The sequence below is a fragment of the Collimonas sp. genome (assembly GCF_035566375.1).
Taxonomy (GTDB): Bacteria; Pseudomonadota; Gammaproteobacteria; order Burkholderiales; family Burkholderiaceae_D; genus Collimonas.
Genome location: NZ_DATMRK010000011.1, coordinates 33,434 through 57,027, shown reverse-complemented (window position 1 = coordinate 57,027; position 23,594 = coordinate 33,434). Strand labels below are relative to the sequence as shown.

The following is a 23,594-nucleotide window of genomic DNA, read 5'->3' as shown; positions in this document are numbered from 1 at the left end:
GGCCAGCCATGAGTGAACCAGTGGTGCCCGAGTTCCAGCACCGCACCGTGTTATTGGATGAGGCTGTCAGTGCGTTGGCGATTGTAGATGCGCGCGCGGATGGCATTTATGTCGACGGTACTTTCGGGCGCGGCGGCCATAGCCGAAAAATCTTAGAGAGCCTTGGGCCGCGCGGTCGTTTGATCGCCTTCGACAAGGACCCGCAAGCTATTGCCACCGCGAGCATGATCGCCGATCCGCGCTTTGAGATCGTGCACGACAGCTTTGCGACGATGGCGCAGGCATTGCAGGAAAGAGGAATACAACAAGTCGACGGCGTGCTGCTGGATCTGGGCATCTCGTCGCCGCAGGTGGACGACGCCAGCCGCGGTTTCAGCTTTCGTGCTGACGGCCCGCTCGACATGCGCATGGATACGACACGCGGCATGTCGGCAGCCGAATGGCTGGCAATTGCAGATGAACAAACAATCGGAAAGGTGGTACGTGATTATGGGGAAGAACGGTTTGCTGTTCAGATTGCAAAGGCGATTGTTGCTAGCCGGACAATCGAGCCCATCACTGGCACACGACAGCTTGCCAAGATCGTGGCAAACGCCGTCAAGACCCGTGAGAAAGGCAAAGACCCGGCCACTCGTACCTTTCAGGCTATACGGATTTTCATCAATCAAGAGCTTGAAGAACTCGAGATAGTACTGGATCAGGCATTTCGGCAGATGGCCCTGCAAGGGAGATTAGTCGTGATCAGCTTTCATTCGCTGGAAGATCGGATCGTCAAGCAGTTCATGGCTTCCAAAGCCAAGCTGCCGCAGCCTGACCGTCGCCTGCCGATCCGTGCTGTCGATCTGCCGCAACCGCAATTGAAACTGGTGGCGCGAGTCAAGCCATCCGACGCTGAAGTCGCGGAAAATCCGCGTGCACGCTCCGCCATCATGCGCGTCGGCGAGCGCCTGGCCGCTGCTGGAGCCAATGGAACCCCCGCATCTGCTGGAGCGCAGCCGTGAGCGGGCGTCTCAATTTTGTGTTGGCCCTGGCCTTGGTGCTGTGCGCATTGGCGCTGGTCAATGCGCAATATCAGGCGCGCCAGCTGTTCATCGAGCTGGAGCGGACCGCCAGTCAGGCGCGCCAGCTGGATATCGAGTGGGCTCAATTGCAGCTCGACCAGTCGACGCTGGGCAAGAACGCAAGAATTGAAGCCAGCGCCACGCGTGACCTGAATATGGTGCCGCTGACCGCCGCCCGTACCCAATATCTGACAGTGGGGGAAAAATGACACGCAATCCCCCGCGCAACTCCCACGCAGGACGGATCGCCGCCGGCAAGGGCGTGCCGTTTTCGGCCAGCCCGATGCTCAAAGTCAAATTGCCGGTATGGCGTTCGCGGGTGGTGTTGTTTGCCATGTTCGCAGCCTTCCTGGCGCTGATCGTGCGGGCGCTGTGGCTGCAAGGGATTTCCACCGATTTTCTGCAAAAGCAAGGTGCGTCGCGCTATGCGCGGACCTTAGAGTTGCCGGCCACGCGCGGCAAGATTACCGACCGCAATGGCCAGGTGCTGGCATCGTCGGTGCCGGTCAAGGCGATCTGGGCGATTCCTGAAGACGTGCAGGCTGCGCCGAAAGAGAAGTTGCAGGAATTGGCAAAACTGCTCGACATGAACTATGCCGAACTCAGCAAAAAACTCGATTCCGACCGCAATTTCGTCTACCTCAAGCGCCAGGTCGAGCAAGATGTTTCCGACAAGATCGTCAAGCTAGGCATCGATGGCATCGAAACCCGCAAGGAGTACAAGCGCTTCTATCCGGAAGGTGAAGTGGCGGCGCATGTGGTTGGTTTTACCAATGTGGAAGATGCCGGCCAGGACGGCATGGAGCTGTCACAACAAAAAAATCTGGCTGGCACTACCGGCAGCCGCCGCGTGATCAAGGATCGGCTGGGGCGTATCGTCGAGGATATCGAGGCAGTCAAGGAACCGCATGACGGCAAAGACCTGGTGCTGTCGATCGACAGCAAGATCCAATACATTGCGTTCACCCAGCTCAAGGAAGCCGTCGAAAAATCCAAGGCGAAGGCGGGCGGGATCGTGGTGATCGACGCCAAAACCGGTGAGGTGCTGGCCCTGGCCAACCTGCCCAGCTACAACCCGAATGACCGCTCGGTGCTGACCGGCGCCCAGTTGCGCAATCGCGTGATGACCGATACCTTCGAACCCGGGTCGACGTTGAAGCCGTTTACTGTCGCGCTCGCGCTCGACACCAACCGGGTGCAGGCCACCACGACTTTCCAGGTTCCCGACAAGATGACCATAGGCACCGCGACTGTGGGAGATTCCCATCCGCATCCGGTGCTGAACATGAGTGTGGCGCAGATTATCCAGAAATCGTCGAATATCGGCACCGCCAAGATAGCGCTGCAAATGCCGGCCGAAGAAATGTGGGAAATGTTCACCACCGTCGGCCTTGGCCAGCAACCGAAATTCGGCTTCCCCGGCGCGGTTGCCGGCCGCGTGCGTCCTTTCAAATCCTGGCGGCCGATCGAGCAGGCCACCATGAGCTATGGTCACGGCATCTCGGTATCCCTGATCCAGATGGCGCACGCTTACACGGTTTTTGCGCGCAACGGCGACTTGATTCCGCTCACATTCCAGAAAATCACCGAACCTCCGGCCGGTCAGCGGGTGGTTTCCGAAAAGACAGCGCTCACCATGCGCGCCATGCTGGAGCGGGTCACCGCACCGGGTGGCACTGCGCCTAAAGCGCAGGTGCCGGGTTATCGTGTGGGCGGTAAAACCGGCACCGCTTACAAGATTGAGGGCGGTAAATATGTTAAAAAATATATTGCCGATTTCGTTGGTTTTGCGCCAGCTTCCGATCCGCGCCTGATTATTGCAGTCATGGTCGATGAACCGTCGGTCGGTTCGCATTTTGGCGGCGACGTCGCCGCACCGGTGTTCGCGACAGTTGCAGCGAACGCCCTGCGGGCACTGAATGTACCGCCGGATTCCAGTGTCACCGACATCATCATTCCGACCGACGGTCCGCAGGAGAGCTTGTGATGAAGCCTACGGTACAGCAAATGCAAGACATCCAGCAGTGGCTCAGCGGCGTTGCCCCGGCTGGCGCCGAGCTGGTGTCAGACTCGCGCAAAGTGAAGGCCGGCGATGTGTTTTTTGCCTATCCGGGCGATGCCGCGGATGGCCGCGCCTATATTGAGCAGGCGCTGGAAAACGGTGCATCCGCGGTGTTATACGAGAGCCACAGGTTTACCTGGGATGGCTCCTGGAGCGGCGCTCATCGCGCGGTGAGCGGCCTCAAGCAACTGAGTGGCCAGATCGCCCATACTTATTACGGTCAAGCCGACCATGGCATGCTGGTGGTTGCCGTTACCGGCACCAATGGCAAGACTTCCTGCACCCAGTGGCTGGGCCATGCGCTATCGCATCTGGGCCAGACCACCGGCGTCATCGGCACCTTGGGCACGGGAATATATAGCCACGGCCAGCGCGGTGCATTCGAAGAAACCGGCAACACCACGCCTGATGCGCTGTTGTTGCAACAGGCGTTGAGCAGCATGCGCCAGCAAGGGGTAAGCGCCTTGGCCATCGAAGCTTCCTCGATCGGCCTGGAGCAAGGGCGCATGAACGGCACGCATGTCGACATCGCCTTGTTCACCAATTTCACGCGCGATCATCTGGATTACCACGGCGACGAACAGCACTATGAAGCCGCCAAGCGCATATTGTTCGACTGGCCCGGATTGCAGCAAGCGGTAATCAATCTCGACGACGCCATGGGCTTGCGCCTGGTAAAACATTTGCAGCAGAAGTCAGCCGCCATTCCGCTGATCGGCTATACCTGCGAGGCGCTTGCAGCGCCGCCGGGTGTCGCAGTGCTGCGCGCCTCGGCGATCCGCACCAACGCTGGCGGCACCGCATTTCATGTGGATTCGCCTTTCGGTTCGGCTCAGGTCAAAACGCATCTGGTGGGGCAATTCAATGTCAGTAATGCACTGGGCATTCTGGGCGTGTTGCTGGCCAAAGGGGTTGCCTGGGTTGCTGCGCTGCATGCGATTGAACTGTTGGTTGCCGTGCCGGGTCGAATGCAGCAGTTCGGCGGCCACGATGCGCCGCTGATAGTGATCGATTATGCACACACCCCTGATGCGCTGGAAAAAACCTTGAATACCCTGCGGCAAGTCGCGCAGCAACGGCACGGCGGATTGTGGTGTGTATTCGGTTGCGGCGGCGATCGCGATCCTGGCAAACGGCCGCAGATGGGCGCCGTGGCGGAACTCGCCGATCATGTCATCGTCACCAGCGACAATCCTCGCAGCGAGGAACCGGGCGCCATCATCGCCCAGATTCTGGCCGGGATGAAAGCGCCGCAGGCTGCGCAGGCGCTGGAAGATCGTGCTGCGGCGATTCTGTGGGCAGTGCGCCATGCAGGCAAGGCCGACGTGGTCTTGCTGGCAGGTAAAGGTCATGAAACTTATCAAGAAATAAAAGGAAAGAAATTGCCGTTTTTAGATGCCGACCATACCGCGCTGGCGCTCGCTGCACGGGCCACGATGAAAGGCGGCAACATATGAACGTCTCATTGCAGCAATTGCAGGCGTGGCTAGGATTGCCTTCGGCTGACGTTGGCAGCGCTCAGGTCGTGGTCAATGGCTTGTACACGGATAGCCGCGCGGTAACACCAGGCTCGTTGTTTGTCGCATTGCGCGGCGAGCGTTTCGACGCCCACGATTTCCTGGATCAGGTGCTGGCGCAAGGCGTAGCCGCTGTGGTGGTGGAACGGGCGCCAGCCGCACTGACGGTGCCGGCATTGGTGGTGAGCGATACCAGGGCCGCACTAGGTACGATCGCGCAACGCTGGCGGCAACAATTTACGCTGCCTTTGATTGCCGTCACCGGCAGTAACGGCAAGACTACCGTAAAAGAAATGATTGCCGCGATCCTGGTCGCGGCTTTTGGCGTGGATAAATCGCTGGCGACGCGCGGCAATTTCAATAACGAGATTGGCGTGCCGCTGACCTTGTTGCGGCTTGAGGCTGCGCATCAGGCTGCCGTGATTGAGCTGGGCATGAACCATCCCGGCGAAATCGCGCTGCTGACAGCGCTGGCCGAACCCACTGTGGCGTTGGTCAACAATGCGCAGCGCGAGCATCAGGAATTCATGGCCAGCGTCGCCGCGGTAGCCGAAGAAAACGGCAACGTGATACGCGGCTTGCGGGCGAACGGCATCGCCGTGTTCCCGGCAGATGATCCTTATACCGGCCTGTGGCGCAGTTATGCCGCCGGCAAGGCGGGTAGCATCAGCTTCGGCCTGACGCCTGACGCCGATGTCAGCGCCAGTTACAGCAATGCGGCGAATGGTTTCGGCAGCGATTTGACGGTTACTGTTGCCAGTGCAGCGGGCCCGCAAAAATTTGCAGTGCACCTATCTGCCGCCGGCGAACACAATGTGCGCAACGCGCTCGCGGCCATCGCTTGCAGCCTGGCCATCGGCATCGACATAGCTGCTATCAAGCATGGCCTGGAATCGTTTGCGCCGGTCAGCGGCCGTTTGCAACGCAAGCTGGCGCAAGCTGCTGGCTGCGTTGGCGCACTGGTGATCGACGATACCTACAACGCTAATCCGGATTCGGTGCGTGCCGCCATTGATGTGCTGGCGCAAGCACCGGCCGACGCGCCACGTTTGCTGGTACTGGGCGATATGGGCGAAGTCGGCAATGAAGGGCGCGAATTCCATCAGGAGATAGGCGCTTACGCACTACAAAAAGGCGTCACCCGCTTATTCACCCTGGGCCAGCTGGCGGCCGCCGCCAGCGCCGCCTTCGGCCCGCAAGCACAACACTTTAACGACATCGCAGCGTTGCTAGCCGCGCTCGACGTCACCATGACACCGGACACCACGGTGCTGATCAAAGGGTCGCGCTTCATGAAAATGGAGCGTGCGGTTCAGCATCTGGCCGGTACAACATCTGAGGGGACTCACTAACATGCTGCTATGGCTGGCACAAAATTTTCAGCAGGAATTCAGTTTCCTGCGCGTCTTCAACTTCATCACATTTCGCGCCGTGTTCGCGACGTTGACGGCGTTGATGATTGGTTTGATCGCGGGTCCTGGCGTGATCCGCATGCTGGCGCGCCTGAAAGTCGGGCAGGCGGTACGTACCGACGGCCCGCAAACGCATTTGATTAAATCCGGCACGCCGACCATGGGTGGGGTGCTGATCCTGATCGCGATCGGTATTTCGACTTTGCTGTGGAGCGATCTGAGCAATCGTTTTGTCTGGATCGTACTGGTGGTGACCTTGGGCTTCGGCACCATCGGCTGGGTCGACGATTATCGCAAGGTGGTCTACAAGGATCCGAACGGCATGCGTTCGCGCGAGAAGTATTTCTGGCAATCGGTGATCGGCGTGGTGGCTGCGATCTACCTGGCGTTCTCGGTATCGGCGCCGAACAATACCCAGGTTTGGGATTTGTTTGTGGCTTGGGTCGAATCCGGCTTCAGCCTGGATCTGCCGCCGAAAGCCGATCTGATCGTACCGTTTTTCAAGACCATCAGTTATCCGCTGGGAGTCTGGGGTTTCATGGCCCTGACCTACTTCGTCATCGTCGGCACCAGCAACGCGGTTAACCTGACCGATGGCCTGGATGGCCTGGCGATCATGCCGACCGTGATGGTGGGGGCGGCGCTGGGGCTGTTCGCTTACCTGACCGGCAACGTGACTTTCGCCAAATACCTGCTGATCCCGCATATTCCCGGCGCTGGCGAATTACTGATTTTCTGTGGCGCGATGGCTGGCGCCGGGCTCGCCTTCCTTTGGTACAACGCCTATCCGGCTCAGGTATTCATGGGAGACGTCGGTGCGCTGGCTTTGGGCGGCGCCTTGGGCACGGTGGCAGTGATCGTGCGTCAGGAAATAGTGCTGTTCATTATGGGCGGTATTTTTGTAGTCGAGACTTTGTCGGTGATGTTGCAGGTAATCTATTTCAAGTATACGAAAAAGCGCTACGGCGTCGGCCGCCGCGTGTTGCTGATGGCGCCTTTGCATCATCACTATGAACAAAAAGGCTGGAAAGAAACCCAGGTCGTGGTGCGTTTCTGGATCATCTCGATGATGCTGGTGTTGTTTGGACTTTCAACTCTGAAATTAAGGTAGCTACAAGGCAGAAAGTAAGCAGTAATGAACTATACGGGTAAACATGTTCTGGTATTAGGGCTCGGAGAATCGGGTCTGGCGTCCGCATTGTGGCTGGCACATTGCGGTGCCACCGTGCGCGTGGCAGATACGCGCAGCGCGCCGGAACGTCTGCCGTTGCTGCAACAGGCAATCCCGGCGGTGGAATTCGTCGGCCCTGGCTCTAACGGTGATGGCGGCGGCTTTGCCGTCAGCTTGCTGGACGGTATCGACTTTGCGGTTACCAGCCCGGGTCTGGCGCCAGGCGGCGAGCTGAAAGAAATCTTGTCGGCGGCGACCGACCGCAATATCCCGGTATGGGGTGAAATCGAAGTATTTGCGCAAGCCCTGGCGGCATTGCGCGAGAGCCACTCATATGCGCCGAAAGTGATTGCCATCACCGGCACCAACGGCAAGACCACGGTCACCAGCCTGACCGGATTGCTGTGCGAGCGCGCCGGCTTGACGGTGCAAGTGGCAGGCAACATCAGCCCGGCCGCGCTGGATGTATTGCGCAGCGCGCTGGAGAAAGACGCCTTGCCGCAGGTCTGGGTGCTGGAGCTGTCCAGTTTCCAATTGCACGCAACCTGCAACTTGCAAGCGGATGCAGCGACTATCCTGAATATCACCCAGGATCACCTGGACTGGCATGGCGACATGGATGCCTACGTGGCCGACAAGGCGCGTATTTTCGGCAGCGATACCATAAGGGTGCTGAATCGCGACGATCCGCTGACGATGCAATTTAAAACCGGCAACAGTATCAGTTTCGGTTTCGATGAGCCGATTGAAGGCGATTGTTTCGGCCTGGTCAGCGACAACGGCATGCAGTGGTTGTCGGTGGCGGTGCCGGGCGATGAAGAAGAACGAGTTGACGAAGCAGGCAAGAGACGGCGCGGCAAGAAAGAACAACTGGCCTTGCTGCCAGTGTCGGTCAAGCGCCTGATGCCGGCCGATGCGCTGCGGATCCGCGGTCGCCACAATGCGGCCAACGCACTGGCGGCGCTGGCCTTGTGCCGCGCCATCGATTTACCTTTTGCACCGCTGCTGCACGGTTTGCGCGAGTATCACGGCGAGCCGCATCGGGTCGAATTGGTGACGACGATCGGCGGCGTTGAATATTACGACGACAGCAAAGGCACCAATGTCGGCGCTACGGTAGCCGCTTTGAACGGCCTGGGACGCGGTTGCGACGGCGATGGCAACGCTAGCCGTCTGCTGCTGATCGCCGGCGGCGAAGGCAAAGGGCAGGATTTCGCGCCGCTGGCAGCACCGCTGGCTGCTTACGGCCGGGCATTGCTGCTGATCGGCCGCGATGCTGCGGCGATTCGCGCCGCAGTGGAAAACCAAGCGGCAGGTATCGACATCATTGCTTGCGCGACACTGGAAGAAGCCGTGACGCGTGCCGCCGAGCTGGCGCATCCGGGCGACGCCGTTTTGCTGTCGCCGGCTTGCGCCAGTTTCGACATGTTCCGCAATTACGCCCATCGGGCGCAAGTATTCGTCGATGCGGTACGTGAGTTGGCTTTGTCACGCGGCGAGGTCGGACTATGAAATTCGCGTTTCCATCATTTTCAGGCAAGCCGGCGGACAATGCGCCGTCGCGGCCGCGCACGCTCGATAGCCAGAAACCTGGCGTCCAGCGTTCGAAAATGATGGAGTACGACCAGCCGCTGGTGTGGGTGGTCATAATGCTGATGCTGTTTGGCTTGGTGATGGTGTATTCGGCCTCGATCGCGCTGCCGGATTCACCCAAGTATGCGAACTACACGAACGCGCATTTCCTGGCACGGCAAGCGATTTTTATCGGCGTCTCGCTGCTGGCTGGGCTGGTGACTTTCCGCATTCCGATTGCTACCTGGCAGCGCTGGGCGCCGTACCTGTTCGTGATTACCCTGATCTTGCTGGCGATGGTGCTGGTGCCAGGGCTCGGGCGCGGCGTCAACGGCGCCAAGCGCTGGCTGTCGTTCCGGGTATTCAATTTGCAACCGTCGGAATTGATGAAGCTGTTCATCGTCTTGTACGCCGCCAATTACACCGTGCGCAAACAGGAAGTCATGCACAAGCTGACCAAAGGATTTTTGCCGATGACCGCTGCGGTCGGGCTGGTCGGCCTGTTGCTCATGCTGGAACCAGATCTCGGCGCACTTGGCGTGATCGTTTGCATCGCGATGGGGATTCTGTTTTTAGGCGGGATCAACGGCATCTGGTTCGGTGGTATAGGCGCTATGCTGGCTGGCATGTTTACCTTGGTGATCTGGCTGTCGCCATGGCGGCGCGAGCGGATCTTTGCCTATCTGAATCCGTGGGCGGAAGAAAATGCCTTGGGCAAGGCTTATCAACTGTCGCATTCGCTGATCGCCTTCGGCCGCGGCGAATTGTTTGGCGTCGGCCTCGGCGCCAGCGTCGAAAAGCTGCACTATCTGCCGGAAGCGCATACCGATTTCTTGCTGGCGGTGATTGGCGAAGAGCTGGGGTTTGCCGGCGTGCTGGTGGTGGTCATGTTGTTTTACTGGATCATCAAGCGCGCTTTTGAAATCGGCCGCCAGGCGATTGCCATGGATCAGACTTTTGCCGGCTTGACCGCCAAGGGCATCGGCATCTGGATCGGGGTGCAAACCTTCATCAACATGGGCGTCAATCTCGGTCTGTTGCCGACCAAGGGTTTGACTTTGCCGCTGATGAGTTACGGCGGCTCCGGGGTGCTGATCAATTGCATCGGCCTGGCGATCTTGCTGCGCATCGATTACGAGAATCGGGTTCTGATGCGCGGAGGCCGGGCATGAAGCGCCTAGTCATCATGGCAGCGGGCACCGGCGGTCACATATTCCCAGGCCTGGCGATCGCCGACACCATGCGCGCGCGCGGCTGGCAGGTCAGCTGGCTAGGGACGACCCACGGCATGGAGTGCGATCTGGTGCCGCAGCATGGCATAGCGATGGACAAGATTACGTTTTCCGGTTTGCGTGGCAAAGGTCTGGCCCATACATTGCGTGGCGTCTGGCGCATGTTGCTCAGCTTCCCGGCTTGCTTCCGCATCCTCGGGCGGCGTCAAGCCGATGTGGTGCTCGGCATGGGCGGTTATGTGACGGTGCCGGGCGGCGCGATGGCGCGTTTGCGCGGTGTGCCCTTGGTGCTGGTGAATGCCGATGCCGCCTTGCTGTTATCTAACAAGACCCTGGCGCCGTTGGCGCAACGGGTGTTGTTCGGTTTCCCGGCGGATTTCGGGCGCGCTGCAAGCAAGGCGCTGGTTACCGGCAATCCAGTGCGCAAGGAAATCATGGCGTTGCCGTTGCCGGCAGAGCGGTATAGCAGCCGTACCGGCCCCCTGCATTTGCTGGTGGTGGGTGGCAGCCTGGGTGCGAAGGCGCTCAACGATTGTTTGCCGGCTGCCTTGGCTCTGATCCCGGCCGATCTGCGGCCAAGCGTCACGCATCAATCCGGCAAGCAGCATATCGAGGCCCTGCGCAGCGCTTATGCAGCGGCTGGTGTAACAGCGGAGGTGGTGGCGTTTATCGACGACATGCCGCGCCGCTACGCCGACGCCGATCTGGTGATTTGCCGCGCCGGCGCGATTACGGTCTCGGAACTGACCGCTGCCGGTGTCGCCAGCGTGCTGGTGCCGCTGGTGGCGTCGACTACTTCGCACCAGCGTGACAATGCGCGCTGGATGGCAACCCAGAAAGCGGCGATTCATTTGCCGCAAACCGAATTAAGCAAAGAGCGCCTGGCCGCGTTGTTGACACGGATCTCGCGTCAAGACTGCCAGACGATGGCGCAGGCAGCATATGAAAACGGCCGGCGCGACGCCAATCAGGCGATCGCGCAGGTCCTCGAAGAATTGGCGGGTGCGCAGTGAATCAAGAGCACGGAACAAGATCATGAAACATAAAGTCAAAAATATCCATTTCGTAGGAATTGGCGGAAGCGGCATGAGCGGCATCGCCGAGGTGCTGATCAATCTCGGCTATACGATTTCCGGTTCCGATCTCGGCGATAACGCCGCAACCCGGCGCCTGGCCGGCCTTGGCGCTAAAGTCAGCCGTGGCCATGCAGCCGCGAATATCGAGCAAGCCCACGCGATTGTCACTTCGACCGCGGTGCAAGCGGACAATCCGGAAGTCGTCGCGGCCCGTGAAAAGCACATTCCTATCGTGCCGCGCGCAGTCATGCTGGCGGAGTTGATGCGCCTGAAACGCGGCATCGCGATTGCCGGCACCCACGGCAAAACCACCACCACCAGCCTGGTCGCCAGCGTTTTGGCGCAAGGCGGCCTGGACCCGACTTTTGTCATCGGTGGCCGTCTTACCAGCGCCGGCGCCAACGCCAAGCTGGGTTCCGGCGATTTTATCGTGGCCGAAGCCGATGAGTCGGATGCGTCGTTCCTGAATCTGTCGCCGGTAATCGAAGTGATCACCAATATCGACGCCGATCATATGGATACCTATGATCACGACTTCGGCAAGTTGAAGCAGGCGTTCGTCGAATTCACGCAGCGCCTGCCGTTTTATGGCGTCGCCGTGCTGTGCATGGATGACGCCAATGTGCGTGAAATCATGCCGCAGATTTCCAAGCTGATTACCACCTATGGTTTCCACGCAGACGCCGACGTGCGCGCGATCGACGCCAAGGCGGTGGCCGGCCATATGCAATTCACGGTGATTCAAAAAGGCTACGCGGCAATGCCGATCAGCTTGAATCAGCCCGGCATGCATAACGTCCAGAACGCTTGCGCGGCGATTGCGATTGCGCGTGAGCTTGGCGTTGCAGATACCGCGATCCAGCAGGCATTGACTGAGTTTAACGGTGTTGGCCGTCGCTTCACCCGCTACGGTGAAATCAAATTGCAGGATGCCAAAGGCAAGCCACGCGGTGAATTTGCTCTGGTCGACGACTATGGCCATCACCCGGTGGAAACCGCGGCGACGATTTCAGCAGCGCGCGGCGCCTATCCGGGGCGGCGCCTGGTGCTGGTATTCCAGCCGCATCGTTACACCCGTACCCGCGATCTGTTTGAAGACTTTGTAAAAGTGTTGTCTACGGTGGATGTGCTGGTATTGGCGGAAGTGTACGCCGCCGGCGAAGCGCCGATTGTTGCGGCCGACGGCCGTGCCCTGGCGCACGCTCTGCGGGTGGCGGGCATGGCGGAACTGGTATTTGTGGAAGACATCAACGATATGCCGGCGTCGATCCTGAACATCGCGCGCGATGGCGATGTCGTGATGACCATGGGAGCGGGTTCGATTAGCGGAGTGCCTGGCAAGTTGGCGCAACTGGTAGAGCAATAGACATGGGTAACGACATGAGCAAAAAAATGACAGGTCATCAATTCGGAAAAGTCGGCGTGCTGTTCGGCGGGCGTTCGGCCGAGCGCGAAGTTTCCATCATGTCCGGCAACGGCGTGCTGCAAGCATTGAGAAGCCGTGGCGTCGATGCCCATCCTTTCGATCCGGCACAACGCAGTCTGGCGGAACTGGCGGCGGAAAAATTCGACCGCGTGTTCATCGCCCTGCATGGTCGTTACGGTGAGGACGGTACTTTGCAAGGCGCGCTGGAGCAGCTCGGCATTCCTTACACCGGCCCGGGCGTGATGGCGTCTGCGATCGCGATGGACAAGGTCATGACCAAACGGATCTGGCTCAGCATGGGATTGCCGACGCCGCGCTTCGTGATTCTGGACGCCCACAGCGCTACTCGTGAAGAGTTGCGCCAGGTGCCGGATGTGCTGGGCTTGCCGCTGATGTTGAAAGCGCCGCATGAAGGATCGACCATCGGCATCAGCAAAGTGGTCGGTTATTCCGACATGGCCGAAGGTTTTGCCTTGTGCGCCAAATACGATGAGGTGGTGCTGGCGGAAGAATTCATCAGTGGCAGCGAACTGACGGTGCCGGTGCTTGGCGCCGGCCGCAGCGCCCGCGCCTTGCCCATCGTCGAGATTCGCGCACCGCAAGGTAACTACGACTATCAGCATAAATATTTTACCGACGACACCAAGTATCTATGTCCGGCGCCGTTGGATGAGGCATTGACCAAGCGCATACAAACGCTGGCGGTGCAGGCATTCAACGCCCTCGGATGCGAGGGCTGGGCGCGTGTCGATTTCATGTTGCGCTCTACCGATAACGAGCCATTCCTGCTGGAGATCAATACATCGCCAGGCATGACCGGCCATTCGCTGGTGCCGATGGCGGCCAAGGCGGACGGTGTCAGCTACGAAGATCTGTGTGTCGAAATATTGAAATCGGCGTCGCTCGATTTGAAGCCGTCGGAAGATTGGAAACCGGACTGATCCGGGTTTGCTAAAGAAAGTATGAATATTTAAAGAAAACACTAACGATCCAAGCGATAAAGTCGATAACCATGTGGCAAGACATCAAAATGTTGAACGCGATCTCCGGCACCTTGCTGGGACTGGCTGCGCTCGCATTGCTGGCGTCTGGTGTCTGGTGGCTGGCGCAGCGTCCGATGTTTACGCTGAAGACGATTCGGATTGAAGCGGCCGGACAAAGTGAACTGCGACGCGTTAATCCATTGATCATCCGCGCCAGCGCACTGCCTCGCATCAAGGGCAATTTTTTTACCGCCAATCTGGATACGGTGCGCACTGCATTCGAATCGGTGCCGTGGGTGCGCAAGGCGGCGGTGCAGCGAGAATGGCCGAATACGCTGATCGTGACGGTTGAAGAGCATCAGCCGCTGGCGACCTGGGACGACGATGGCCGTTTGTTGTCGGTGCATGGCGATTTGTTTACCGCCAACCTGGACGAAGCGGAAGAGGACGGCGAGCTGCTGCGCCTGTCCGGCCCGAAAGGCAGTGAGAAAGATGTAACGGCGCGCCTGGCGGATTTTCGTGCGTGGTTTGCGCCGCTCAAGCTGAACCCGGTAGAGGTGGATTTATCGAGCCGTTATGCCTGGTCCGTGAAACTGGACAACGGCATGACGGTGGAGTTGGGGCGTGAGCAAAACAAGAGCACGCTGAAAGACCGTGTGGCACGACTGGTGCAGATTTATCCGCAACTGCTGTCGCGTTTGCAGAACCGGATTGAAAGCGTAGATATGCGGTATCCGAATGGCTTGGCGCTGAAGGCGAGCGGTTTGTCGGGCGGATTGGGAAGCAAGAAAAAATAAGCGGAACACTATGACAAAAGACGCAAAAAATTTGATCGTCGGCCTCGATATCGGCACCTCCAAAGTGGTGGCGGTGGTAGCCGAGGTATTGGCCGACGGGCGCCATGAAGTCATCGGCCTGGGCCAGGCTGAATCCAAGGGCATGAAAAAAGGTGTGGTGGTGAATATCGAAGCCACCGTCGAGTCCATCCAGCGCGCATTGGAAGAAGCGGAGCTGATGGCCGACTGCAAGATCCGCAATGTGTACACCGGGATTGCAGGCAGCCACATCCGCAGCTTCAATTCCAGCGGCATGGTGGCGATCAAGGACAAGGAAGTCAGCGCCGCCGACGTCTCGCGCGTTATAGAAACGGCCAAGGCGGTCAATATTCCTACCGACCAGCAATTGCTGCATACCGTGCCGCAGGAATTTATTGTCGATAGTCAGGAAGATGTGCGTGAACCAATCGGCATGAGCGGCATCCGACTGGAAGTCAAAGTGCATATCGTCACCGGTGCGGTGTCGGCGGTACAGAACATCGTCAAGTGCATCCGCCGTTGCGGGCTGGAAGTGTCGGATTTGATCTTGCAGCCGCTGGCGGCGGCAGACGCCGTATTGACGTCTGACGAAAAAGAACTGGGCGTGGTGCTGGTCGACATTGGCGGCGGCACCACCGACGTGGCGGTGTTCACCGAGGGCGCGATTCGCCACACCGCAGTGATTCCGATTGCCGGCGACCAGATTACCAACGATGTTGCAATGGCGCTGCGCACGCCGACCCATGAAGCGGAAGAAATCAAGTTGCGCTACGGCGTGGCCAAGCAGATTCTCGCTGATCCGGGCGAAACGCTGGAAGTGCCGGGCCTGGGTGATCGCAATCCGCGCACCTTGTCACGCCAGGCATTGGCGGCGGTGATCGAGCCGCGTGTCGAGGAGTTGTTTGCACTGGTGCACCAGGTGGTGCGCGAGTCGGGCTACGAAGAAGTGTTGTCGAGCGGGGTGGTGCTGACCGGCGGCTCGGCCATGATGCCCGGCATGATCGAGCTGGCGGAGGATATTTTCCTTAAGCCTGCGCGCCTGGGCACACCGGAGTATCACGGCCAGCTGGCGGACGTGGTGCGCAGCCCGCGCTATTCGACGGTGCTGGGCTTGCTGCTGGAAGCGAAAAAACAATACCTGCGCGGCTACATCGTGACGCGTCAGGAAGGTTCGGCGAAGGCGATCTGGCAGCGCATGAAGGAATGGTTCTTGGGTAATTTTTAATACGGGTTTTTTGAATTCGACATTTGTTTTTAACGTTGTTTGTGCAACACGCAGTTGTCAGTTGCTAGGCCTCACACAGCGTGATGCCTATTGACTGAATGCTGCATCTTTATGAGGAAATATCATGGAAATCGATATGCTTGACAATGCAACTTTGGGCACCGTGATTAAAGTCGTTGGCGTCGGAGGCGCTGGCGGCAATGCTGTCCAACATATGATCAACAAGGGTGTGTCCGGCGTGGAGTTTATCGCCGCTAACACTGATGCACAGGCGCTCAAACAATCGAAGGCGCATAACGTGATCCAGATCGGCGAGACCGGTCTGGGTGCCGGTATGAAGCCGTCGGTTGGCCGCCAACTGGCCGAGGAATCGCGCGGCCGCATCGAAGACGCCCTGCGTGGCGCACATATGGTGTTCATCGCCGCCGGCATGGGTGGCGGCACTGGCACCGGTGCGGCGCCGGTGGTGGCGCAGATCGCCAAGGAACTAGGCGCGCTGACGGTGGCGGTGGTGTCTAAGCCATTCTCTTACGAAGGTCAGAAGTGCATGGACATCGCCGATGAAGGTCTGGAAGCATTGTCTCAGCATGTTGATTCGCTGATCATCATTCTCAACGAAAAACTCGAAGAGATTTATGAAGACGACAGCATGATGGAATGGCTGCAGCACGCCGACGACGTGCTCAACAATGCGGTAGCCGGGATCGCCGAAATCATCAATGTGCCGGGCCATATCAACGTCGATTTCAATGACGTCAAGACCATCATGGGCGAGCAAGGCAAGGCAATGATGGGTACGGCCACCGCACACGGCGTAGACCGTGCACGTCTGGCGGCGGAGCAGGCAGTTGCCTCGCCGCTGTTGGATGGCATCGATCTGTCCGGCGCCCGCGGGGTGTTGGTCAACGTTACTGCCAGCCGCAGCCTGAAGGGTAAGGAAATCAAGGAAGTGATGGCAACCGTGCGTGCCTTTGCGGCGCCGGATGCCTCGATTGCCCAAGGGATTGCTTACGACGAAACCATGGGCGACGATATCCGCGTCACTGTGGTGGCAACCGGTCTGGGCCGTACCCGCAAGGCGGTGCAACTGGTGCAAGCGCCAATGATGCGGACCGGTACCCACAACGAACCGATGATGCACGGCCAAGCCTCGGTAGGGCATGGCAGCTCATCGTTCGAAGGCATGAAGGCGCCGGCAGTATGGCGCCGCGAGTCGGCTTCCGATACGGTGCGGGCTTTGGAAAAGAACGGTATGGAAACCTACGACATCCCGGCTTTCTTGCGCAAGCAGGCCGATTAAATCGGGGTTGTCCTGGCCAGAGATGATGGCGAGTTCTTATACTCGCTATCAGCGCCGGTCTTCTGCATGAATTTGCGGAACAAGGCATACTGCGGGTTCCACGCCGCGTCGAAAGGCGCGGCGTTTTCTTTTGTGGCATCCACTAACTCCGATGCCTCTGAAATACCGGCGTATTGCTCGGCTTGGCTCAGCGTTGCAGGTTTTCGAGGCTTCATCATCTAGACAAGGATTTCATCATGAGCATCAAGATCGGCGATCGCCTGCCAGAAGGCAAATTAGCAGAATTCATCGAAACCGAAACCGAGGGCTGCGCGCTCGGACCAAATACATTCAATGTCAGCGATCTGGTCAAGGGCAAGAAAATCGCCTTGTTCGCGGTACCGGGCGCTTTCACGCCGACTTGTTCCGCCAAGCATTTGCCAGGCTATATCCAGCACGCGGCAGAATTCAAGGCCAAGGGCGTAGATGAAATCTGGGCGATTTCGGTCAATGATGCGTTCGTCATGGGCGCTTGGGGTCGTGATCAGAAAGCCGCTGGCGTTGTACGTTTGCTGGCCGACGGCAATGCCGATTTCGTCAAGGCACTGGGTCTGGACGCTGACTTTGGCAAGTTCGGCATGGGCGTGCGCTCGCAGCGTTTTTCGGCGCTGATCGACGATGGCGTGGTCAAGCAACTGAACGTTGAAGAGGGTGGCAAGTTCGAGGTGTCGAACGCAGAAACCCTGCTGGCGCAACTGGCATAACTCGCGTTATTGCTGTAGTTATTGCCGTAAACAAGGCGGCGCCTCGGGGCGCCGCTTTTGTATTCATGGACAGCTTACGTCAGGCCGTGTTTTTTCCCCCACAACGACTACACATCGTTACAGAATAATTATCAGTCAGACTTATAATGTCACTATGTTGAAACAGCGTACCATCAAAAAAATTGTCAAGACGACAGGCATTGGCGTCCATTCCGGCACCAAGGTCGAGCTGACCTTGCGTCCGGCAGCCGTGGATACCGGGATCATTTTCCGCCGTGTCGATATCGATCCGGCCGTCGACTTCCCGGCCAAAGCCACCGAGGTCGGCGATACGCGCATGGCGTCGGTGCTGGTCAAGGACGGCGTGCGGGTATCGACCATCGAGCATTTGATGTCGGCTTGCTCCGGGCTTGGCATAGATAATTTATATGTCGACGTGACTGCCGAGGAAATCCCCATCATGGACGGCTCGGCATCGTCGTTCGTGTTCCTGTTGCAGCAAGCCGGGCTGGAAGAGCAAAACGCCGCCAAGAAATTTGTCCGTATCAAGAAAACCGTCGAAGTGCGTGAAGGCCAGGGCGAGCGCGAGAAATGGGCGCGCCTGGATCCTTGCAACGGTTTCAAGCTGAAGTTTTTTATCGAATTCAATCACCCTGCAGTGGATGGCACCGGCCAGACTGCGGAAGTGGATTTCAGCGTCCAGTCGTATGTGAAGGAAGTGGCGCGTGCGCGTACTTTCGGCTTTATGCAAGATGTGGAAACCATGCGTGGCCTGGGGCTGGCGCGCGGCGGCTCACTGGAAAACGCCATCGTGATGGATGAGTACCGCATCCTCAACAGCGACGGCTTGCGCTATGAAAACGAGTTTGTCCGCCACAAGATTCTGGACGCGATTGGCGATCTGTATCTGATCGGCCATCCTCTGCTGGCCAGCTATACCGCCCACAAGTCTGGCCACGGATTGAATAACCAGTTGTTGCGTGCCTTACTGGCTCAGCCGGATGCGTATGAAGTGGTCAGCTTCGATGAGCTGGCAGAGGCGCCCGGCGCCTATCAACGCCAGGTCGGGCAAGAGTGGGCCCTGAACTAAGCGTTGGTACTAAGCGTTGGTACTAAGCGCTGGTGTATAATGCCATTTTTGCAAGATGGCGATTTTCCCCGCCTATAGCGCTTATTTTTTGTCGCTATAGCGCCTGACCATCGCTGCGATGGCGCTTTTCAGTGCTTCGTTTGCAGCCGATGGCTCCAGTTCTTCCATTAACGAAGAGAATGCCGAAACAGCCTTGGACGAAAGTTGGGCTTGCTTGACAGCTGGCGCTTTTGCCTGGTTTTGGCTTACTTGCACTTTGATTCGGATTGCATTAATCTGCCAATTTCCTGCCAGCAATTGGTTTTGCAGGCGTGGCAGTTGCTGCTTCAATTTGCTGGCAAGAGCCGCGTTGGGCGCTGACAGTACCAGCTGCCCGGCTTCGCATTGCAATACTTCGCAGGTACTGAACATGGCAGGCAATTCAATGGCACATTGCTTTTGCAATGCCGCCATGCGTGTGACAGCGGGCAGCAACGCCGCCATCTTGTCATTTCCCCGTAAAAAATCGGCAACGGCTTTTTGAGTTTGAGGCCTGGAACCCGTTGTCGCTGGCCGGTAAGAAGAAGGTGAGAGTCTACGCATCATGGTGAAACCATATCACACCTGTGACCAGGAGCCTATTGAGAGTCAATTTGGGAGATGCGTTCAAACCAAAACGTGTGCTGGCAAGGCGCGTGGCACAGCAGGGGCCGAGGCCCCTGCAAGCCATGCAACGCAGTCCAGCGCACGTTTTGGTTTGAACCCGGAGGGAACGAGCCATAGGCGTCGCATGCCGTTGTTGCAACTCCTTGCCGTAGCACCGCTACGTCGCGTCGTTGCGCCTAGGCCTGCAACGCCTATGTCACGTTCGCACTCCCAAATTGACTCTCAACAGGCTCCAGTCAGGTCGTCACCGGAGCTGCAATGCAGGTAATTCTGTTGCATCCGCGCTTTAATCGCGCAAAGTCCATCACATTAGGTGCCAGGCACATCGCCTTGATGATCGCCGGTTTTTTGTTGGCGGTATTGCTGGCAACCGGATTGCTGTATTTCCTGACCGCTCGTTACGCGGTGGGCTTGCCGTTCCTGCCGTTCATCGGCAAGGAAGTCAGCAACTCCGCGGCCGGAGTGCCGGATAAAGATAAGTATTTAAAAGAAAATCTGGCGGCGATGGCCGTCAAGCTCGGCGAGATGCAGGCCCAGTTGATGCGCCTGGATGCGTTGGGCGAACGGGTGCAGGGTCTGGCGGGGGTCAAGCCGGAAGAATTCAATTTCAAGGAAGCGCCGGGACGCGGTGGCGCCGAATCCAGCAGCCTCTACGACAGGCGCTCTCACGACATGAGCATGAGCGAATTTCAACATGCGCTGGACGCCATGTCGCGCGATGTCGGTTATCGCAACGATTATCTGAATGTGGTGGAAACCGTGCTGATGAGCGACAAGATCAAATCCAAGCTGCTGCCGACCAACCAGCCGGTCAATGTTAATTACAACTCTTCAAGTTTTGGCTGGCGGCTCGATCCTTTTAGCGGTCGCAGCGCGTTTCATGAGGGACTGGATTTCCCGGCCTCGGTCGGCACCGCCATCGTCGCTGCCGCAGCGGGCGTGGTGATTGCCGCCGAATATCATCCGCAATACGGCAACATGCTTGATATTGACCATGGCAATGACATCATCACCCGTTATGCGCATGCGTCGAGGTTGTTCGTGAAGGTAGGTGATATTGTGCAGCGCGGCCAGCATATCGCCGATATCGGCACCACCGGGCGTTCGACCGGGCCGCACTTGCATTTCGAAGTAAGAATCAAAGGCGTGGCGCAGGATCCGCGTAAGTTTCTAAACGCCGGCACTGATTTAGCCAAGGTGGCAACATTGGCAGGCAAGCAATAGATGTTGTCGTAATGCAAGCAGGACGGCTTGGATGCAGAGCCAATCTGGCGCAATTTGCGCAACTTGCTATTGTTTCCTGCCGCATAACCCCAATGTGTCGGGGACTGCATGATAAAATTCTCCGATTATTTAGCCACAGCCCGGTTTCGGGGTCATCCATAAGATGCCTCGGAATGTCGCCGGCACTTTTTTTAGAATCCAAGCATGTCATTACTGACCCAGATTTTCGGTAGCCGCAACCAGCGCCTGCTCAAACAATATAAAAAAGTCGTCCGACAAATTAATGCACTTGAACCCGCATTCGAAAAACTGTCCGATGCCGAGCTGCAAGCTAAGACGCCGGAACTGAAACAGCGTATTGCCGGTGGCGAAAAGCTCGACGCCTTGTTGCCGGAAGCGTTCGCGGTTTGCCGCGAAGCCGGTAAGCGGGTCTTGAAAATGCGCCATTTCGATGTGCAGCTGATCGGCGGCATGGTGTTGCATTACGGAAAAATTGCCGAAATGGGCACCGGCGAGGGCAAGACGCTGATGGCGACTTTGCCGGCTTATCTGAATGCACTTTCCGGCAAGGGCGTGCACGTGGTGACCGTCAATGACTACCTGGCGCAGCGCGATGCCGAATGGATGGGGCGCCTGTACGGCTGGCTCGGCCTGACTACCGGGGTCAACCTGTCGTCGGTTGAGCACGATGCCAAGCAAGTTGCCTACGCGGCTGACATTACCTACGGCACTAACAACGAATTCGGTTTCGATTATCTGCGCGACAACATGGTGTACGACGCCGCCGACCGCGTGCAGCGCACCCTGAATTTCGCAATCGTCGATGAAGTCGACTCGATCCTGATCGATGAAGCGCGTACTCCGCTGATTATTTCCGGCCAGGCCGAAAATCACACCGATCTGTACTACAAGATCAATGAGGTGCCACCGCTGCTGATCCAGCAAATCGGTGAAGAAACGCCGGACGGCAAGGGCAAGGTTGAAGTGCCTGGCGATTACACCAAGGATGAAAAAGCACATCAAGTCCTGCTGACGGAAGCCGGCCATGAAAGGGCTGAGCAGATCCTCACCAATATGGGCTTGCTGGCAGAAGGCGCGTCGCTGTACGACGCCGCCAATATCAGCCTGATCCATCACTTGTACGCTGCGCTGCGCGCACACTCCCTGTATTTCAAGGATCAGCACTACGTGGTGCAGAACGGCGAAATCGTCATCGTTGACGAATTCACCGGTCGCATGATGACCGGCCGTCGCTGGTCGGACGGCTTGCACCAGGCGGTTGAGGCCAAGGAAGGCGTCAAGATTCAAAACGAGAATCAGACCCTGGCCTCGATTACCTTCCAGAATTACTTCCGCATGTACGGCAAGCTGGCCGGCATGACCGGTACGGCCGATACCGAAGCCTACGAATTCCAGGAAATCTACGGTCTGGAAACCGTGGTGATTCCGCAAAACCGGCCGAATCAGCGCAAGGACCGGCAGGACCAGGTCTACAAGACTTCGCAGGAAAAATACGGTGCAATGCTGAAGGATATTCAGGATTGCTACGAGCGCGGACAACCAGTGCTAGTCGGCACCACTTCGATCGAAAACTCGGAGCTGCTGTCGGGAATCCTGACTAAAGCCAAGTTGCCGCACAATGTGCTGAACGCCAAGCAACATGCACGCGAAGCGGAAATCATTGCGCAAGCAGGCCGTCCGCAAGCGATCACTATCGCTACTAACATGGCTGGTCGCGGTACTGACATCGTGCTGGGCGGGAATGTCGAGAAACAAATCCAGTTCATCGAGGCCGACGCCGCGCTCAGCGAAACCGAAAAAAAACTGCGCTCCGACAAGTTGGGCGATGAATGGCAATCGCTGCATGACCATGTGGTCAATTCAGGCGGTTTGCATATTATCGGTACTGAGCGTCATGAGTCGCGCCGGGTGGACAATCAGTTGCGTGGCCGTGCCGGACGCCAGGGCGATCCAGGCTCATCGCGTTTCTACCTGTCGCTGGATGACGCTTTGCTGCGCATTTTTGCCGGTGACCGTGTGCGCGCCATCATGGATCGCCTGAAAATGCCGGAAGGCGAGCCGATCGAGGCTGGCATCGTATCGCGTTCGATTGAATCGGCGCAGCGCAAAGTGGAGGCGCGCAACTTCGATATCCGTAAGCAGTTGCTGGAGTACGACGATGTCGCCAACGATCAGCGCAAAGTGATCTATCAGCAGCGTAATGAGTTGCTCGAAGCGCAAGGCGTTTCCGAGACCGTTGCATCCTTGCGCGAAGGCGTTCTGGACGACACCTTCCGCAGCTTCGTGCCGGAAGAATCGCTTGAAGAGCAATGGAATATTCCCGCACTGGAAGCGGCCCTGGCTAGCGAGTTGCATCTGGAAGTTCCGCTGGCTGAGATGCTGAAGTCGGAGCCGAACCTGACCGATGAAGAGTTGCTGGAGCGGGTGCTGGCAGCGGCAGACAGTTCGTATGCCGCCAAAACTGAAATCGTCGGCAAGGAATCGTTCGCCGGCTTCGAACGCAGCGTCATGTTGCAAAGCGTCGACAGCCATTGGCGCGAACATCTGGCGGCGCTGGACCATCTGCGCCAGGGGATTCATCTGCGCGGCTACGCACAGAAAAATCCAAAGCAGGAATACAAGCGCGAAGCATTTGAATTGTTTGGCCAGATGCTGGACCTGATCAAGAATGAAGTGGTCAAGGTGGTAATGACGGTGCGTATCGAAAACCGTGAGGAAATTGCTGCTGCCGAAGAAGAAATGGCGCAGTCTCACGTTGAAAATGTGCACTATCAACACGCCGACTTTGACCCAAGCGCAGCGCCGGAAGCCTTGCTGGCGCCAACCGCGCATAGCGAAGAATCGCATCAACAGGCCAATGCGTTGCCGAAGGTCGGTCGCAATGATCCTTGTCCTTGCGGCAGCGGCAAGAAATACAAGCAGTGCCATGGCCAACTGATGTAATCGACAATGATCAGCTATAGCTAGAGCAGGGCGGGGAAACCCGCCCTTTGCTTTTGTTGCCGCAGATGTACACATC

At 58.0% G+C, this 23,594-nt stretch carries 20 protein-coding genes; 18 read left to right on the top strand and 2 right to left on the bottom strand.

The genetic code is table 11. The features are described 5' to 3' along the window. Positions 1 to 8 precede the first annotated feature (8 nt). The 14 genes from rsmH (at position 9) to ftsZ (ending at position 16,852) form a co-directional block, all read left to right on the top strand. Entirely contained in the window at positions 9 to 1,001 is a 993-nt protein-coding gene (rsmH, locus tag VNZ60_RS02515) for a 16S rRNA (cytosine(1402)-N(4))-methyltransferase RsmH (protein ID WP_325656845.1), read from the top strand. After that, positions 998 to 1,270, top strand: a complete 273-nt coding sequence (gene ftsL, locus VNZ60_RS02510; RefSeq protein WP_325656844.1) for a cell division protein FtsL — start codon at positions 998 to 1,000, stop codon at positions 1,268 to 1,270. The genes rsmH and ftsL overlap by 4 nt, the downstream gene beginning before the upstream one ends. Next, the gene (locus tag VNZ60_RS02505) at positions 1,267 to 3,048 is read left to right on the top strand and encodes a peptidoglycan D,D-transpeptidase FtsI family protein (RefSeq protein ID WP_325656843.1); all 1,782 of its coding nucleotides are present in this window, start codon (positions 1,267 to 1,269) and stop codon (positions 3,046 to 3,048) included. Before ftsL ends, VNZ60_RS02505 begins: the two co-directional genes overlap by 4 nt. Then, complete coding sequence (locus tag VNZ60_RS02500) at positions 3,048 to 4,580, top strand: UDP-N-acetylmuramoyl-L-alanyl-D-glutamate--2,6-diaminopimelate ligase (protein WP_325656842.1); 1,533 nt, start codon at positions 3,048 to 3,050, stop codon at positions 4,578 to 4,580. The genes VNZ60_RS02505 and VNZ60_RS02500 overlap by 1 nt, the downstream gene beginning before the upstream one ends. Next, the gene (locus VNZ60_RS02495) at positions 4,577 to 5,992 is read left to right on the top strand and encodes a UDP-N-acetylmuramoyl-tripeptide--D-alanyl-D-alanine ligase (RefSeq protein WP_325656841.1); all 1,416 of its coding nucleotides are present in this window, start codon (positions 4,577 to 4,579) and stop codon (positions 5,990 to 5,992) included. The genes VNZ60_RS02500 and VNZ60_RS02495 overlap by 4 nt, the downstream gene beginning before the upstream one ends. 1 nt (position 5,993) lies before the next feature. Further along, a complete protein-coding gene (gene mraY, locus VNZ60_RS02490) occupies positions 5,994 to 7,163 on the top strand; it encodes a phospho-N-acetylmuramoyl-pentapeptide-transferase (protein WP_325656839.1) in 1,170 nt (389 codons plus the stop codon). Between the two features lie 24 nt (positions 7,164 to 7,187). Beyond that, complete coding sequence (gene murD, locus VNZ60_RS02485) at positions 7,188 to 8,735, top strand: UDP-N-acetylmuramoyl-L-alanine--D-glutamate ligase (RefSeq protein WP_325656837.1); 1,548 nt, start codon at positions 7,188 to 7,190, stop codon at positions 8,733 to 8,735. Next, positions 8,732 to 9,967: a putative lipid II flippase FtsW gene (ftsW, locus tag VNZ60_RS02480; protein WP_414648762.1), complete on the top strand. Its 1,236-nt coding sequence runs from the start codon at positions 8,732 to 8,734 to the stop codon at positions 9,965 to 9,967. Before murD ends, ftsW begins: the two co-directional genes overlap by 4 nt. Then, positions 9,964 to 11,040: an undecaprenyldiphospho-muramoylpentapeptide beta-N-acetylglucosaminyltransferase gene (murG, locus tag VNZ60_RS02475; protein ID WP_325656835.1), complete on the top strand. Its 1,077-nt coding sequence runs from the start codon at positions 9,964 to 9,966 to the stop codon at positions 11,038 to 11,040. Before ftsW ends, murG begins: the two co-directional genes overlap by 4 nt. Positions 11,041 to 11,062: 22 nt before the next feature. Further along, positions 11,063 to 12,469, top strand: coding sequence for a UDP-N-acetylmuramate--L-alanine ligase (gene murC / locus VNZ60_RS02470; protein WP_325656833.1), 1,407 nt, complete (start codon positions 11,063 to 11,065; stop codon positions 12,467 to 12,469). Between the two features lie 26 nt (positions 12,470 to 12,495). Next, the gene (locus tag VNZ60_RS02465) at positions 12,496 to 13,470 is read left to right on the top strand and encodes a D-alanine--D-alanine ligase (protein ID WP_325656831.1); all 975 of its coding nucleotides are present in this window, start codon (positions 12,496 to 12,498) and stop codon (positions 13,468 to 13,470) included. A 71-nt stretch (positions 13,471 to 13,541) separates the two neighbouring features. Next, positions 13,542 to 14,309: a cell division protein FtsQ/DivIB gene (locus VNZ60_RS02460; RefSeq protein WP_325656828.1), complete on the top strand. Its 768-nt coding sequence runs from the start codon at positions 13,542 to 13,544 to the stop codon at positions 14,307 to 14,309. 10 nt (positions 14,310 to 14,319) lie between these two features. Beyond that, positions 14,320 to 15,552 carry a cell division protein FtsA gene (gene ftsA / locus VNZ60_RS02455; protein ID WP_325656826.1) on the top strand — a complete coding sequence of 411 codons (1,233 nt, stop codon included), beginning with the start codon at positions 14,320 to 14,322 and terminating at the stop codon, positions 15,550 to 15,552. A gap of 124 nt (positions 15,553 to 15,676) precedes the next feature. Beyond that, a complete protein-coding gene (gene ftsZ / locus VNZ60_RS02450; protein ID WP_325656824.1) occupies positions 15,677 to 16,852 on the top strand; it encodes a cell division protein FtsZ in 1,176 nt (391 codons plus the stop codon). Here ftsZ and VNZ60_RS02445 read toward each other — a convergent pair. Continuing rightward, a complete protein-coding gene (locus VNZ60_RS02445) occupies positions 16,849 to 17,070 on the bottom strand; it encodes a hypothetical protein (protein WP_325656823.1) in 222 nt (73 codons plus the stop codon). The genes ftsZ and VNZ60_RS02445 overlap by 4 nt on opposite strands. Before the next feature lie 18 nt (positions 17,071 to 17,088). On the opposite strand from VNZ60_RS02445, the gene VNZ60_RS02440 reads away from it, so the two are divergent. Continuing rightward, a complete protein-coding gene (locus tag VNZ60_RS02440) occupies positions 17,089 to 17,595 on the top strand; it encodes a peroxiredoxin (protein WP_325656822.1) in 507 nt (168 codons plus the stop codon). Between the two features lie 154 nt (positions 17,596 to 17,749). Then, positions 17,750 to 18,685 carry a UDP-3-O-acyl-N-acetylglucosamine deacetylase gene (gene lpxC, locus VNZ60_RS02435; protein ID WP_325656821.1) on the top strand — a complete coding sequence of 312 codons (936 nt, stop codon included), beginning with the start codon at positions 17,750 to 17,752 and terminating at the stop codon, positions 18,683 to 18,685. 81 nt (positions 18,686 to 18,766) lie between these two features. Here the strand turns inward: lpxC and VNZ60_RS02430 are convergent, their stop codons facing one another. Then, on the bottom strand, positions 18,767 to 19,138 hold the full coding sequence (locus tag VNZ60_RS02430; protein WP_325656820.1) for a hypothetical protein: 372 nt from the start codon (positions 19,136 to 19,138) through the stop codon (positions 18,767 to 18,769). 450 nt (positions 19,139 to 19,588) lie between these two features. On the opposite strand from VNZ60_RS02430, the gene VNZ60_RS02425 reads away from it, so the two are divergent. Continuing rightward, positions 19,589 to 20,554 carry a M23 family metallopeptidase gene (locus VNZ60_RS02425; protein WP_325656819.1) on the top strand — a complete coding sequence of 322 codons (966 nt, stop codon included), beginning with the start codon at positions 19,589 to 19,591 and terminating at the stop codon, positions 20,552 to 20,554. 204 nt (positions 20,555 to 20,758) lie between these two features. Then, positions 20,759 to 23,518 carry a preprotein translocase subunit SecA gene (gene secA / locus VNZ60_RS02420; RefSeq protein ID WP_325656818.1) on the top strand — a complete coding sequence of 920 codons (2,760 nt, stop codon included), beginning with the start codon at positions 20,759 to 20,761 and terminating at the stop codon, positions 23,516 to 23,518. Positions 23,519 to 23,594: the final 76 nt, after the last annotated feature.